At 59.0% G+C, this 15181-nt stretch carries 12 protein-coding genes; 6 read left to right on the top strand and 6 right to left on the bottom strand.

All coding sequences use genetic code 11. From position 1 onward, the window contains the following. Positions 1–63: 63 nt before the first annotated feature. On the top strand, positions 64–1611 hold the full coding sequence (locus MRS74_RS15465; RefSeq protein ID WP_254581175.1) for a phosphoenolpyruvate carboxykinase: 1548 nt from the start codon (positions 64–66) through the stop codon (positions 1609–1611). Positions 1612–1690: 79 nt separating this feature from the next. Here the strand turns inward: MRS74_RS15465 and MRS74_RS15460 are convergent, their stop codons facing one another. Further along, complete coding sequence (locus tag MRS74_RS15460) at positions 1691–3205, bottom strand: Ppx/GppA phosphatase family protein (protein ID WP_254581174.1); 1515 nt, start codon at positions 3203–3205, stop codon at positions 1691–1693. 277 nt (positions 3206–3482) lie between these two features. Here MRS74_RS15460 and trxA point away from each other — a divergent pair, with 277 nt between their 5' ends. The 4 genes from trxA (at position 3483) to MRS74_RS15440 (ending at position 8022) form a co-directional block, all read left to right on the top strand. Next, complete coding sequence (gene trxA, locus MRS74_RS15455) at positions 3483–3809, top strand: thioredoxin TrxA (protein WP_020682427.1); 327 nt, start codon at positions 3483–3485, stop codon at positions 3807–3809. Positions 3810–4027: 218 nt separating this feature from the next. Beyond that, a complete protein-coding gene (gene rho / locus MRS74_RS15450) occupies positions 4028–5287 on the top strand; it encodes a transcription termination factor Rho (protein WP_254581173.1) in 1260 nt (419 codons plus the stop codon). A 205-nt stretch (positions 5288–5492) separates the two neighbouring features. Beyond that, positions 5493–6974: a 4-hydroxy-3-polyprenylbenzoate decarboxylase gene (gene ubiD, locus MRS74_RS15445; protein WP_254581172.1), complete on the top strand. Its 1482-nt coding sequence runs from the start codon at positions 5493–5495 to the stop codon at positions 6972–6974. Further along, positions 6949–8022 (top strand): 2Fe-2S iron-sulfur cluster-binding protein, encoded by a 1074-nt coding sequence (locus tag MRS74_RS15440; RefSeq protein ID WP_254581171.1) that lies wholly within the window; start codon positions 6949–6951, stop codon positions 8020–8022. The genes ubiD and MRS74_RS15440 overlap by 26 nt, the downstream gene beginning before the upstream one ends. Positions 8023–8136: 114 nt before the next feature. On the opposite strand, the gene MRS74_RS15435 is transcribed toward MRS74_RS15440, so the two are convergent. Continuing rightward, the gene (locus MRS74_RS15435) at positions 8137–8370 is read right to left on the bottom strand and encodes an HP1242/YdcH family protein (protein WP_254581170.1); all 234 of its coding nucleotides are present in this window, start codon (positions 8368–8370) and stop codon (positions 8137–8139) included. Between the two features lie 389 nt (positions 8371–8759). On the opposite strand from MRS74_RS15435, the gene fusA reads away from it, so the two are divergent. Further along, the gene (gene fusA, locus MRS74_RS15430; RefSeq protein ID WP_254581169.1) at positions 8760–10838 is read left to right on the top strand and encodes an elongation factor G; all 2079 of its coding nucleotides are present in this window, start codon (positions 8760–8762) and stop codon (positions 10836–10838) included. Positions 10839–10892: 54 nt separating this feature from the next. On the opposite strand, the gene MRS74_RS15425 is transcribed toward fusA, so the two are convergent. Genes MRS74_RS15425 through hemC form a run of 4 tightly spaced genes read right to left on the bottom strand, consistent with a single transcriptional unit; the run spans position 10893 to position 15069 of the window. After that, the gene (locus MRS74_RS15425) at positions 10893–12149 is read right to left on the bottom strand and encodes a heme biosynthesis HemY N-terminal domain-containing protein (protein WP_254581168.1); all 1257 of its coding nucleotides are present in this window, start codon (positions 12147–12149) and stop codon (positions 10893–10895) included. A 1-nt stretch (position 12150) separates the two neighbouring features. Next, on the bottom strand, positions 12151–13314 hold the full coding sequence (locus MRS74_RS15420; protein WP_254581167.1) for a uroporphyrinogen-III C-methyltransferase: 1164 nt from the start codon (positions 13312–13314) through the stop codon (positions 12151–12153). Beyond that, positions 13314–14144 carry a uroporphyrinogen-III synthase gene (locus MRS74_RS15415; RefSeq protein ID WP_254581166.1) on the bottom strand — a complete coding sequence of 277 codons (831 nt, stop codon included), beginning with the start codon at positions 14142–14144 and terminating at the stop codon, positions 13314–13316. The genes MRS74_RS15420 and MRS74_RS15415 overlap by 1 nt, the downstream gene beginning before the upstream one ends. Next, positions 14125–15069 carry a hydroxymethylbilane synthase gene (gene hemC, locus MRS74_RS15410; RefSeq protein ID WP_254581165.1) on the bottom strand — a complete coding sequence of 315 codons (945 nt, stop codon included), beginning with the start codon at positions 15067–15069 and terminating at the stop codon, positions 14125–14127. The genes MRS74_RS15415 and hemC overlap by 20 nt, the downstream gene beginning before the upstream one ends. Positions 15070–15181 lie beyond the last annotated feature (112 nt).

Raw genomic sequence — 15181 nt, 5'->3', positions numbered from 1 at the left:
TCTGCACGACAGCATCTGCTAGACAGGTAGCGTTATTGGCGCCTATGCCAAGGGAATCCAGTAATGACCATAGAAACTGAGAATACTGTACACACCAACCTGAGCCGCGCTCAGCTGGTTGAAAAAGCGATCGAACGCGGTGAAGGCCTGCTGGCCGACTCCGGTGCGCTGGTCGTGACCACCGGCAAGCGCACGGGGCGCTCGCCGCTGGATCGTTTCATCGTTAAAGAGCCAAGCACCAGCGATGAAATCGACTGGGGCAACATCAACCGTCCGTTTGATTCGGACAAGTTTGATGCCCTCTGGGAACGGGTTGAAGCCTATCTGGCCGATCGGGAACAGTTTGTCTCGATGGTTCATGTTGGCGCCGATCAGGGTCACTACCTGCCGGTAAAAATGACTACACAGACTGCCTGGCAGAACCTGTTTGGTCAAAACCTGTTTATCCGTCCGGCGGACTACAATCCCAAGGGCAAGGAAGAGTGGCAGATCCTCAACGTTGCAGGTTTCCGCTGTGATCCTGAGCGTGACGGCACCAACACTGATGGTTGCGTGATTCTGAACTTTGCCAAGCGCAAGGTGCTGATCGCCGGCATGCAGTATGCCGGTGAAATGAAGAAAGCCATGTTCTCGGTGCAGAACTTCTTGCTGCCGGAAAAAGACGTCCTGCCGATGCATTGTTCCGCCAACGTGGGTGACGACGGCAGCACAACGCTGTTCTTCGGTCTGTCCGGTACGGGCAAGACGACCCTGTCGGCCGATCCAGAGCGTTACCTGATCGGTGACGACGAGCACGGCTGGGGCAAGGGCGTTGTCTTCAACCTGGAAGGTGGCTGCTATGCCAAGACCATCAACCTGAGCAAGAAGAACGAACCTATCATCTGGGATGCGATTCGCTTCGGCGCCATTGTTGAGAACGTGGTTCTGAACGAAGCTCGCACTGCGGATTATGTTGATACGAGCCTGACCGAGAACGGTCGCTGCGCCTACCCGCTGGAGCACGTTGAAAAGCGTACCGAGCACAACCTGGGTGGCGAGCCGCAGGCAATTATCTTCCTGACCTGCGATCTGACCGGCGTTCTGCCACCGGTCTCGATCCTGACCAAGGAAGCGGCGGCCTATCACTTCCTGTCAGGTTACACCGCGCTGGTCGGTTCTACCGAAATGGGTTCAGGCGGCGGTATCAAGTCGACCTTCTCTACCTGCTTCGGTGCGCCGTTCTTCCCACGTCCGGCCCGCGTCTACGCCGATCTGCTGATCAAGCGCATTGAAGAGTTTGGCTCCAGGGTCTATCTGGTTAACACCGGCTGGACCGGCGGATCCTACGGTACGGGCGAACGCTTCAGTATCCCGACGACCCGCGGCATTATCGCGGCAATTCAGAACGGCGACCTGGTCGACGTCGAGACCGAGCACCTGCCCGGCCTGAATCTGTCGGTACCAAGGTCGGTGCCTGGTGTTGAAACCAATCTGCTGAACCCGCGTAACACCTGGGCGGATAAAGGCGCGTTTGACGCCTCTGCCAAGGATCTTGCCGGGCAGTTCGTTGATAATTTCCGCAAGTTCAGCGGAGTTGACGATAAGATAGTGGCGGCAGGGCCGAGTCTGTAAACGACGAGTCTCTGGTGCCTGAAAAACCCGCCCGGGGTTTCCCGCGGCGGGTTTTTTGTTGGCCGGATTTGCCGGGCGGCTAGCTGACCTGCAGTTTCAGTCCCAGCGACTTGAGGTATTCGGCTTCCTGTTCCAGGTCGGCCTGTGTCAGCGGCTGCTGCTCCAGCCAGCCTGCGGGAAAGCGCAACGACAGTTGCTTGCCGTCGACAGCCAGCTGCATGGGTGGCAGCTTGGCATGGCTGCGGTTGCGGTGCAGCAGGCTCGCCAGGCGCAGCAGAACTGCCAGACGGCGGCAGGCCTGCTGGCGGCTATCAGGCAGCTGCTTGAAGTCGTCCTTGGGGAATTTGCGGCGGTGGCTGCGCGCCAGCAGCGCCAGTTGCTGACGGTCCAGGTTGGTAAAGCCGGCTATATCGGAATTTTGCAGCAGATAGGCACTGTGCTTGTGGTACTGGGCGTGGGAGATAGCGCGGCCGATTTCATGGGTGTGCGCGGCCCAGCGCAGCATCTGGACATGCTGGGGGTCGTTCAGCCCCCAGGTGTCGCGCAGCTGCTCCAGCGCCCGCAGCGCACTGCGCTCGACGCGTTCGGCCTGGTGGCGGTCTACATGGTAACGCCGCATCAGCATGCTGATGCTGCGCTCTCGTATGTCTTCGTGCTGCAGGCGTCCGGCCATTTCGAATAGTAACCCCTCACGCAGTGCGCCTTCGGAAAAGGCCATCTCGCGAATGCCCAGCGAATCAAAGGCGGCGCAGAGGATGGCAAGCCCAGCGGGCAATAGGGCCCGGCGCTCGACTTTGACTTCGGTGATTTCATCGACGTGACGATAGTCGAGTATTTTCTGGCGTAGCTGATCCAGCGCCCGAGCCGTAATGTGCTCTTCGGCCAGCCCCAGACCGATGCAGGCATTGCGGATCGCCTTGATGGTGCCGGATGAGCCAACACAGTTGCTCCAGCCAAGGCGTCTGTAGCGCTTTTGAATCGACATCAGTTCACGCAGGGCCGCGTAGGTGGCCTTCTGGAAGGCCGCCTTGCTGATTTGCCCGTCGGGGAAATAGCGCTGGGTAAAGCTGACGCAGCCCATTTCGAGGCTTTCGAGCGCGCGCGGCTGAAATTTTTCACCCAGGACCAGTTCGGTACTGCCGCCGCCGATGTCGATCACCAGGCGCATGCCATCTTGCGGTGGGCGGGTCTGGCACACACCCAGATAGATCAGCCGGGCTTCTTCACGGCCAGGAATGATTTCCAGGGATGTTTGCATGACGCCTTCGGCCCGCTCGAGAAACTCGCGGCTATTGACGGCTTCACGCAGGGCATTGGTCGCAACAATTCGAATTGCCCGGCGCGGCAGGTCGGCAACGCGCTGAGCGAAGCGGGCCAGGCACTCCAGGCCACGCTGCTGGGCCTCTTCGCTCAACACCTTGTCGGCATCGAGACCTGCTGCAAGCTGTACCTTTTCGGACATGACATCCTGCAGCTTTATTTCGCCGTCTATCAGTTGGGCGACAACCATGTGGAAACTGTTGGAGCCAAGGTCGATCGCCGCCAGCAAGGATGCGGGTGTCACTGTCGCGGATAAGGGGCTCGTATCATTCATCTTTCTGGTGCATACCATGCCACAGGAACAGAGCAGCTAAGAATATCAGAATAATATGACCATCGAGGTTTTTCTGGCGGCGATGGGGTTGCCTTTACAGAGCCTGAAAGCGTCATGTTCGGCGCTTAGTGTTCACATTTTTTTTTGTGCAATGGTATCATCGGCAGCAGTTAAGGATATCCCGGCATTATTGTCCCGTCCTACAGGTGGGATTTTGGGTCGGAATTTCCGCAAAAGTACTAATATGAACACTTCGCGTGTTTGGAGAATGGATCCTATGAGCGAAAACATCGTTAACGTCACCGATGCATCATTCGAAGAGGAAGTGCTCAAAGCAGAGCGCGCGGTGCTGGTTGATTACTGGGCTGAATGGTGTGGCCCCTGCAAGATGATTGCACCGGTACTGGAAGAGATCGCCAAGGATTACGAAGGCAAGCTGAAAGTTTGCAAGCTCAATATCGATGAAAACAACGAAACACCGCCGAAGTTCGGTATTCGTGGTATCCCGACCCTGATGCTGTTCAAGGGTGGCAATGTTGAAGCGACCAAGGTGGGCGCTCTTTCCAAGTCCCAGTTGGCTGCCTTTATCGACGCCAACCTCTGATTTGTGATCCGGAGGGCGGAAATGTGTCGGCGCCGCCGATTTATATTTCTTGCCCTCCAGTCTGGACAGCCGCGACCCAAGCCTTTATATTGACTGCGACTGCTGGGTACTTGTCACCCCCTTTGACAAGCTTCAGACTCCCAGTCATTAGTATCGACCTCTGATTTTCTCCCGTTTTCCACCCTAACTTGGTCATTCGTGGCCCTTCTCCAAAGCATATGAATCTAACCGAGCTCAAAACAAAAAGCGTTCCGGAGCTTCTGGAAATCGCGCAAGAAATGGGAATGGACAACCTTGCCCGTTCTCGTAAACAGGATGTGATCTTCGCAATTCTGAAGAGACACTCCAAAGGCGGCGAAGATATCTCTGGCGACGGCGTACTCGAGATACTGCAGGATGGCTTCGGCTTCCTCCGCTCCGCTGATTCATCCTACCTGGCTGGCCCTGACGATATTTACGTTTCACCGAGTCAGATCCGCCGTTTTAACCTTCGCACTGGCGATACCATTACCGGCAAGATCCGTCCGCCGAAAGATGGCGAGCGTTATTTCGCGCTGCTTAAAGTCGATGAGATTAACTACGACAGGCCGGAAAACGCCAAGAACAAGATTCTGTTCGAAAACCTGACGCCGCTGTTCCCGCAGGAACGTCTGCGCATGGAAATCGGCAACGGCAGTACTGAGGACATCACGGCCCGCGTTATCGACCTGGTGTGCCCCATGGGCAAAGGCCAGCGCGCCCTGATCGTATCTCCGCCAAAAGCGGGCAAGACGCTGATGCTACAGAATATTGCCAGCAGCATTACCCGTAATAGCCCGGATTGTCACCTTATCGTGTTGCTGATCGATGAGCGTCCCGAGGAAGTGACCGAGATGCAGCGCACCGTGCGCGGCGAAGTGGTTGCTTCTACCTTCGATGAGCCGCCGTCGCGTCACGTGCAGGTCGCTGAAATGGTGCTGGAGAAGGCCAAGCGTCTGACCGAACACAAGAAAGACGTTGTGATACTGCTGGACTCCATTACTCGTCTGGCGCGTGCCTATAACACGGTGATTCCGTCGTCCGGCAAGGTGCTGACCGGTGGTGTTGATGCCCATGCGCTGGAGCGTCCCAAGCGTTTCTTTGGTGCGGCACGTAACATCGAGGAAGGTGGCAGCCTGACCATTATCGCCACCGCGCTGGTTGATACCGGCTCGAAAATGGACGAAGTGATCTACGAAGAGTTCAAGGGTACCGGTAACTCCGAAGTACACCTGGACCGCAAGGCTGCAGAGCGTCGCATGTTCCCGGCGATCAATATCCGTCGCTCGGGTACCCGCCGTGAAGATTTGCTGACGACCGAAGACGAAATGCAGCGCATGTGGATTCTGCGTCGTCTGCTGGATCCGATGGAAGATACTGCTGCGACCGAGTTTGTCATCGACAAACTGAAGGACTTCAAGACCAACAATGAGTTCTTCCTGTCGATGAAACGCCAGTAAGCGTTGTTCCTGAACTGGAAAAGGGTAAGCCTGTGCTTACCCTTTTTTGTACATGGAAGTACTGATCCTGCGAGTACAATGACGTACTGGAGCAGGGTTTATGTTTGGAATGTCCGGTCACCCATTTGTGTGTCTGCATGTCGGGGATTGCGCCCCGGTGACGGTTCTGCCACAGATGCACTGCAACGACTGAAGTTTATCGAATATGTCCTCTCCCAAATATAAAGATCTGCGTGATTTCATGGCGATGCTGGAAGCGCGCGGTGAGCTTAAGCGTATTTCCCAGCCAATCGACCCCAAACTCGAAATGACCGAAATCTGCGACCGCACCCTGCGCGCGGGCGGCCCGGCATTGCTGTTCGAGAATCCCAAGGGCTATGACTATCCGGTACTGGCCAACCTGTTCGGTACACCGGAGCGGGTAGCGCTGGGCATGGGGGAGGAAACCGTCGGGGCGCTGCGTGAAGTGGGCAAGGTGCTGGCGCAGCTCAAAGAGCCTGAGCCGCCCAAGGGCATGAGAGATGCCTGGGAAAAGCTGCCGATCTTCAAGCAGGTACTGAACATGGGGCCCAAGGTGGTGAAGTCGGCCCCCTGTCAGACCCATGTGATCGAAGGTGATGATGTGGATCTGTACAAACTGCCGATCCAGACCTGCTGGCCCGGTGATGCCGGTCCTCTGGTGACCTGGCCACTGGTCATTACCCGAGGGCCGAACAAGGCGCGCCAGAATCTGGGTATTTACCGCCAGCAGCTGATTGGTCGCAACAAGCTGATCATGCGCTGGCTGGCGCACCGGGGCGGGGCCCTGGATTTCCGCGAATGGAAGGAACAGCATCCCGGTAAGCCATTCCCGGTGGCCGTGGCGCTGGGCGCCGATCCTGCGACCATTCTGGGGGCGGTAACGCCGGTGCCCGATACACTGTCCGAGTACGCCTTTGCCGGCCTGTTGCGCGGCGGCAAGACCGAAGTGATCAGCTGTCTGGGCAATGATCTGCAGGTTCCGGCCAGCGCCGAATTCATTCTGGAGGGGTATATTCACCCCGATGAGATGGCGGATGAGGGGCCCTTCGGCGATCACACCGGCTACTATAATGAGGTGGATCGCTTTCCGGTGTTTACTGTCGAGCGCATTACGCACCGCAATCGGCCGATTTATCACAGTACCTATACGGGCCGCCCGCCCGATGAACCGGCGATTCTGGGTGTGGCATTGAATGAGGTGTTTGTCCCTATCCTGCAAAAGCAGTTTCCGGAGATTGTCGATTTCTATCTGCCTCCGGAAGGCTGTTCGTACCGCATGGCGGTGGTGACGATGAAGAAGCAGTATCCGGGTCATGCCAAGCGCGTGATGCTGGGTGTCTGGTCCTTCCTGCGCCAGTTCATGTACACCAAGTTCGTGATCGTCTGTGACGACGATATCAATGCGCGGGACTGGAACGACGTTATCTGGGCCATTACCACTCGCATGGATCCGTCGCGCGATACGGTACTGATCGACAACACACCGATTGACTATCTGGATTTCGCATCGCCGGTATCGGGTCTGGGATCGAAGATGGGGCTGGATGCCACCAACAAGTGGGAAGGCGAGACCCAGCGCGAGTGGGGTCTGCCTATCCGCATGGACGACGAGGTCAAGGCCCGGATAGACGCAATTTGGGATGAGCTGGGTATTTTCGGTGGCTGAGCAGCCCCGCCGGGTATTGCTGGCAGGGGTTGACCGGGTAATCCAAACCGGTCCCGGTGAAACCCTGCTGCAGGCGCTGGAACGGCTGGGGTACGGCATGCGCTGCAGCTGTCGCAACGGTGTCTGCGAGATTTGTGAGGTCAGCCTGCTGCAGGGGGAACTGCAGCAGTGTTATCCAAGGCGTCATCTGTGCGCGCCAGCGTCTGGTGCCGCGACGGGCGAAACGATTGCACTGGCCTGTACCAGCGTGCCGCTGACAGACGTTAGCGTAAAGATAAAGGGACTTAAGCTCCCTGGAGAAGTAGTAGTGAAGAAACTGAACTGTGACATTACCTCGGTCGAGGTGCTTAACCGGGATGTGTATCTGGTTCGGCTGGGCCTGCCGGCCACCGCGTCACTGGCGCTGGAGTTCCAGGCCGGGCAGTATCTGGATATCTGTCTGCCCAATGGCAGAAAGGCCTCGTTTTCGATCGCTTCTGCACCGGAGCTGGAGCGCGTGCTGGAGCTTCATATTCGCCTGCTGCCGGACAGCGAGATGTCCTGTGCCGTGTTGGCGCATCTGCAGCAGGAGAAAAGGGTACAGATCGAAGCACCCAAGGGCATCTGCTGTCTGAATGCAGCGACTATGGGGGCCGATGACCGGCTGGTGTTTGCCGCGGCCAGTACCGGATTTTCCCAGATCAAGAGCATGGTTGAGCACTTGCTGGCCCGGCAGGTTCAAAACCAGATCCGCATTTATTGGGGAGCCCGGGATGCCAGGGACCTTTACCAGCTGGCACTGCCCGAAAAGTGGGCCCGGGAATATCCCAATGTGCATTTTGTACCGGTGGTCAGTGAGCCCGAACTGAGCCCTGACTGGGTCGGTCGCACCGGCCTGCTGCCCCAGGCCATGCTGGAAGACATGGATCACTTTGCCGATACTCAGGTGTATGCCAGCGGATCGCCGGCCATGGTGTATGCGCTGCTGGATGCCTGCGAGCAGCATGGCATGCATGCCGATCAGCTGCATTCCGATGTGTTTGCCTATGCCCCCAGACCGGTCAAATAGTCATAACCCCGGTGCCATACGGCAGATAAGACAGAAGCCATGCAAGATGGCTTCTGTCGGCAATGTTACTCTGGAGCTCAGATACAGGGGGCTGAGGTCTGACAATCCACTCAGTTACTGCAGCATTTTCAGTAACTGGTCTTTAAGCTGCACTCGACGCTGCTTCATCTGTTCAAAATTGTCATCTGTTGTTGGAATATTGCGCATCTCCAGGCCACGCACACTGTGGTCAAGCTTATGGTATTCACTGGCCAGTCGGGCAAAAGTTTCATTTTCCTCCTTCAACTGGCGAATGCGCGCAGCATATTGGGGAAAATCTTCATAAAGACTGTGGTTGAGATCGGACATGGGGTGTCTCCATCGATTGGTCATCTGCGAGCCGAAGAGTGGATTCTTCTAATCCCCTATTAGCCAGTCTAGCGTTGCGGCCGTATCCTTGCCATGACGTGCACCTGAGGTGACCTTCCCTTCCTCCGTCTCCAGACCTCTCGGGCTTTGCGCTTTGATGGCTAGAGGATCGGTATGCCTTGCTGGCAACCGCGGGGCCCATGCGCCTGAGATACGAGGCTTTTTCAATCGAGAGTGGTGTTAGACGCCGGAAAAGCCGGTAAATAGCCGCTTTGATGCAATACTGAGGGGTGTTCTCATGTCGAAACATAACATGTAACCCCTGTGTCCGGACATTCGGACGCCAGCGGTCACGACGCAATCCAGACGGCCTTGGCCGGGGGGGATTTATGGACAGGCGACATTTCGAGCCGGAGAAAATTCGTAACATTGGCATCATTGCCCATATCGATGCCGGCAAGACGACGGCCACCGAACGCATGCTGTTTTACAGCGGTATTACCCACAAGCTGGGCTCCGTGGATGAGGGTACCACCACGACCGACTGGATGGACCAGGAGCGTGAGCGGGGCATCACCATCGTCTCGGCCGCAATCACCACCCAGTGGCGCGATCACCAGATCAATATCATTGATACACCGGGGCATATCGATTTCACCGCCGAAGTACAGCGTGCATTGCGGGTGCTGGACGGCGGGGTCGTGGTATTCGACGGTGTCCACGGTGTCGAGTCCCAGAGCGAAACGGTGTGGCGCCAGGCGGAGCGCTATCGAGTCCCCCGCATTTGCTTTATCAACAAGATGGATCGCATCGGGGCGGATTTTCAGCAGGCGCTGGTCAGTATCCGCGAACGCCTGCACGTGACACCGGTGGCGGTGAACATACCCATTGGCGCTGAAAGCACTTTTGTCGGCGTGCTGGACCTGCTGGATATGCAGCAGATTCGCTGGCCCGATGAGTACGGTGCCGCACCTGTGCGCGAACCCATTAGCGATGCCTTGTTGCCAGCGGCGCTGGAGGCTCGCCGGGAGTTGCTGGAGGCAATCTGTGAGACCGATGACGGGCTGATGGAGCAGTATCTGGCGGATGAGCAGGTAGACCCGTCTCAGTGGCGCGCCGCTCTGCGCCGGGCAACACTGGATAATCGGCTCTATCCCGTATTTTGCGGTTCGGCACTGCGCAATATAGGCGTGCAGCCGCTGCTGGATGCGGTGGTCGACCTGCTCCCGTCGCCCTTGGATCGACAGGAAGTGGTGGGTCATCACCCCATCAGCGGCGAGGAGGAACACTGGAAACTCAGCCTTGATGAACCCCTCTGTGCGCTGGTCTTCAAAACCGTTACCGACCCCTATGCCGGGCAGATGGCGTATGTACGGGTGTATTCCGGGCGTCTGAAAACGGGCGAGGCGGTGTTTAATCCCCGCACCGGGCACAAGCTGCGCATCGGTCGGCTGGTGCGGGTGTTCGCTGATCGTCGGGAGGATATCGATACGATTCCCGCCGGTGAAATCGATGCGGTGGTGGGGCTCAAGGATGTCATAACCGGGGACACGCTCTGCGCGCTGGATCACCCGCTGGTGCTGGAGTCGATCCAGTTTCCGGATCCGGTGATCAATATCGCCATCGAGCCCTGTGCCGTGCGCGATCGGGACGAAATGAACCGGGCCTTGGCCCAGCTCAAGGAAGAGGATCCGACTTTCCATGTGCACTTTGATGACAACAGCGGCCAGACCATTCTGTCCGGCATGGGTGAGCTGCACCTTGAGATCCTGATGACCCGTATTGAGCGTGAGCACCACATCAAGGTCCGCAGCGGCCCGCCGCGTGTAACCTACAAGGAGACAGTCGCAGATGCCGTCAGTCACGTCGAGGGACGTTACGTGCACCAGAGTGGCGGTCATGGTCAGTTTGGCCATGTGTATATCGACCTGGCCCCGGGTGAGCCCGGCTCCGGGCTGGTTTTTTCACAGCAGATCAAGGGCGGCGTAATTCCGGCCGCCTTTATTACAGCGGTGAAAAAGGGGGTTGAGGAAGCGGCGCAAACGGGCCTGATCGGGGGGCAGGAAGTGACTGATGTCGCCGTGACGCTGGTGGATGGCTCCACGCATAGCGTTGATTCCAGCGAGCTGGCGTTTAAAAATGCTGCCGTGCAGGCATTCCGGGACGCGGCGCTGCAGGCGCAGCCCAAACTGCTTGAACCGCTATGCAGGATCACCGTGGTTACCCCGCAAGAGCACCTGGGTGATGTGCTGGGACAGCTCAGTGCGCGCCGGTGTGAAGTGCGCAGGACAGTGCCGCGCACCGATGGTACCCATGATGTGGAGGGGCTGGTGCCCCTGGCGGAAATGTTCGGTTATGCAACCGATCTGCGCTCAGTGACCCAGGGAAGAGCACTCTTTACCCTGGAGTTTGATCACTATGCCGCGGTGCCGGACAAGGTGCTGGAAAAGCTCAAGCTCAGACCCTGAATGCAAAACGGACCCTTGCGGGTCCGTGCTGTAGTTCGGGGTCCCTGGCCGGTATCAGGCGTTTACGGAGGCAGACTTGTCCGGCATCGGCAGGCTGGGTAACTCCGCACCGGTAGCGCGAAGTCCTTCCTGCAGCAGTGTGGCGACCCTGTCATGCTCGCCCAGGTGCTGCAGCAGGCGACAGAGTTCGGCGTAGGCATCGGCACCTGGCTGCAGTGCGATGCTCTGCTCGAAAAAGCCAATGGCCTTGCCCCAGTGCTCGTTGCGCATGGACAGACGACCGAGGGTCAGCAGCAGATCGGCGCTGTCGGGGTGGTCTTGCTGCCATTTTCGGGCGATCTCCAGTTGCTTGTGGGCGTTCTCACCCTGCAGGCGGCCGTATATCCGCACCAGGCTGTCGTTCCAGCCACGCTTGATCTGATCGCGCAGGAAGATCTCGGCGCGGGCTTCTTCACCCAGAGTGATCAGCTGGGAGACATAATCGCATACAAGGCTTTCAGTGCTGCTCAGCCGGGTTGGCAGATCCTGCCAGGCGCGATTCAGTGTCTGCACACGGGTCTCGCGGTCGGTATCAGCGGGCAGCTGGGCCAGACTCTGGCCAAGGATTTGACGATAGCAGCGCAGCTCGAGCGCCTGCAGCGATTCTTCCGGCAGTATCTTGTTCTGGCGCAGGGCGGGAATAAGGCTTACCAGGCCCGGCCAGTCGCCCAGCTGAACCAGGCAGTTGTGCAGCAGACGCAGTACCTGGCTGTGTTTCGGCAGCCGTGCCTGCAGTGCCGCCAGGGTTGTGTGACACTCGTCAAACTGACCGCGCTCGAACTGCAGCTGTGCCTGAGCCAGGTCCACCGCCGTGGCGTTCTGCGGGCTGCAGTGACGCGCCTGCAGTAGCAACGCATCGGCACCCTTGTCGTCGCCCTGTTCCTGGGCAGCACGGGCCGCGGTGAGGTAGTTGATCAACGGCAGTTCGGCCCGCGGTGCAGCCTGGCCCAGGTAGCGCTGGGCTTTCCACCAGCTGCCATCGCTGAAGGCCTGCAGGCCCTTGAGGGTTTTGCGGTGGGCGCTGCGCAATGCGCGACGTTCGCCCCAGTGGCGCAGCTCAGTGGTGGGGATACGTGCCTTGGACAGCAGGCGCAGCAGTATATAGGCCGCGAGAAAGCTGATCAGGCCAACCAGCAGCAGAACCCAGAGGCTGGTTTCGATGGTGGTGCTGTTGTAGGACACCAGAACATAGCCCGGATCCTGCACCATTTTTTCGCCCAGCCAGGCGCCCGCAAAGAGAATGATCAATAAAAGCAGGAGTCCTCGTTTCATGTCACGCGGCTCCTTCCTGCTTCAGTTTGGTCATTTGCTGCAGGTAGGCCTTGAGGGTATTGAGCGAGCCTGAAATATCGGGCACCTCGGGCGACACCTGCAGCAGCTTGAGTTCGGCAATACCGCGCAGCAGGGCATTGGTGGTGGCATCCTGTGGGTCGAAGTAGGTATCGATCCAGTTTTCTGCCTTGCCCAGTGCGCTGTCATAGGCGTTCTGCTTGCGCTGCAGCAGCGCGAGCTGTGCCTGCTCGAGCATCAGGTGCAGGTTCTGCTGCAGGAAGAAGTGCTGCTCGGGCGAGAGCAGGGGCTCGACCGCCTCGTCGCGGTGCTGGATGACGATGAGTTGCTCAAACTTGTTCATTGCGCCGTCCCAGGAGGACTTGAGGCCCTGGGTCCAGGACTCGGATACGCTGTCCGGCGTGATCTGTTCGAGCAGGGCAGGCAGTTCGCGCTTGTTGGTGACGGGCACCAGGCTCAGGCGGTCAACCTGGGTGTTGAGAGCGCCCAGTTGCAGGAAGGCGCCTTCGGTGTCCAGACGCGGCACCGACTCGAGGGCGGCAATGTCCGCGGCCAGCGCCTTGCGCACTTCGTAGATCGACACATCGTCGGTTTCTTTCAGGATCAGGTCGGCGGACTTGAGCAGCTTGAGCGCGCCATCGGCGGTCTGCTCCATCAGTACGCGCTGGTTGGCAAGGCGCAGCAGGTATTCAGCTTCCGCCAGCAGCCAGTCCTTGCGTGAACTCTGCTGGCGCGACATGACCTGCTGAATGCTCTGGGTCAGTCGTTCCTGCAGCGCATCTATACCGCTCTTGTCGGTCTGGGCCTGGGACTTGAGCGTCGCCATCTGCTGCTGCAGGCTGTCGAGTTCCTGCGTCAGCTGCGCCTGGGCATCGGTCTGGGCGCTGTCGGCCTGCTCGCTGATCTGTTGCAGTGCCTGGGCGTTGCCCTGCTGCCATTGCCAGCCCTGCCAGCCCAGGTAGCCGATCAGCACCAAGGCGATAATCGACAGCACCAGCGCGGCCAGTGCCGGCCAGCGACTGGCTGATTTTACTTTTTCGGGGCTATCCGCGGACTTGGGCGGATTCTGTGTCGGCACCTCGGTTACCTCGGCGTCGATGATTTCAGGCGTCCGGTTTTCTTTGTTTCTATTCCCTGTGTCGCTCATCAGTCTTTTTCCGCGTCGATTTTAGTCAACAGCGCCCCGATCATGCTCTGGTCGTCGGGGCCGCTAGCAAGAATAACCTGTTTAAAGCCGGCCTCGCGGGCCAGGGTCGCGACTCGCTGGCTTGGAACGACCAGCGGACATTGCAGCAGTTGTACCAGTCCCCTGGAATTCCCTACCTGCTTTGCCAGTGCGACAAGGTTACTCAGGCTTTCGCCACTGGTGATCAGGATAGCGGATAAGGGTAGGGCATAAATAGCACTTTCGATGCAGGCCTGGCTCAGTTGCGGCCGGGCGCGGCGGTATAGCATGGCCTCATCAACCCGGGCGCCACGGGCCTGCAGTTCGCTGGCGAGTGTCTCGCGGCCACTGTCACCGCGCAGGATCAGGATGCGCAGGCCCTCGACCTGTTGCAGCTCTGGCGCCTGCAGCAGCGCTTCGGAGTCGTAGCCGCTGCGGCTGTGGCGGGCATTTATGCCGTAGTCGTGCAGACGGGCGGCGGTGCTGGCGCCTATGGCCATCCAGTGAACCCCGACCGGCAGTTGCGGCCAGTAGTCGTCGATCAGATCGATACTCAGACGGGCGGCATTGGCGCTGATCACGATCACGGCGTGGTAAAGATCCAGGTCCAGTACGCACTGTTTGGCATGGCTGAATGCAGGATCCGGCTCTGCCAGTGGTTCTATGGTCAGCAGCGGTAGCAGCACAGTTTCGGCGCCCTGGGCGCGCAGCAACTCAGCCTGCTGCTGTGCCTGATGGCTGGGCCTTGTTACCAGTATCCGCTGGCCGCTGAGCGGGCCTGGCTGGCGCTGTTCAGTTGGCATTCTGGTCATAAACGGCGGCCAGAATGCGATCGGCGCCTGCGGCAAGCAGGCGTTCAGCCAGTTCAATGCCCATGGCCTTGCCCTGTGCGGGTGTGCCCCGGATTTCGTCCGTCAGCACCTGGGTGCCGTCGGGGCTGGCGACCAGGCCACGCAGCCAGAGCGCGTCCTGGGCATCGTTGAGGGTGGCGAAGCAGGCGATGGGGACCTGGCAGCCGCCTTCGAGGCGCCGGTTCATGGCGCGTTCGGCTTCCACGCACCAGGCGCTGGGTTGGTGGTGCAGCGGTGCCAGCAGGTCGCGGGTGCGCTGGTCGTTGAGGCGGCACTCGATCCCGACGGCACCCTGGCCACCGGCTGGCAGGCTTTCTTCGGCGGGAATGGCGACGCGGATCCGATCCTGCAGTTCGAGGCGAATCAGCCCGGCGCTGGCCAGAATGATGGCATCAAACTCACCTTCGTCGAGCTTGCGCAGCCGAGTCTGCACATTGCCGCGCAGGCTGCGAATCACCAGATCCGGGCGCCGTGCCCGCAGTTGCGACTCACGGCGCAGCGACGAGGTGCCGACCACGGCGCCGGTAGGCAGATCATCAAGGCTGGCATAGGTATTGGACACAAAGGCATCGGTCGGGTTTTCCCGCGGGCAGATGACCGCGAGGCCGAGACCTTCGGGGAACTCCATGGGTACGTCTTTCATGGAGTGAACGGCGATATCGGCGTCGCCGTCCAGCATGGCGTTTTCCAGTTCCTTGACGAACAGGCCCTTGCCGCCCACCTTGGCCAGGGGGGTGTCGAGGATCTTGTCGCCGCGGGTGGTGAAGCCGATGAGCTCAACTTCAATGCCGGGGTGGTGGCGTTCCAGTTCGGCTTTGACGTACTCGGCCTGCCACAGGGCGAGCAGGCTTTTGCGGGTGGCGATGCGAATTTTATCGGTATTCATCAGGCTCTCGTTTTGACTGTCCCGGGTCTTGCGCCGGGTCCTGAATGGGGTTGCAGCGATTGTAACAGATCCCCCCGGCACTCTGGACCTGTGCCGCGAAAAGCCGATGGCG

It is taken from the genome of Marinobacterium sedimentorum, assembly GCF_024267675.1.
GTDB lineage: Bacteria > Pseudomonadota > Gammaproteobacteria > Pseudomonadales > Balneatricaceae > Marinobacterium_A > Marinobacterium_A sedimentorum.
Note: the sequence above shows the minus strand (reverse complement) of the source record. Positions and strands in the feature narration are given on the sequence as shown.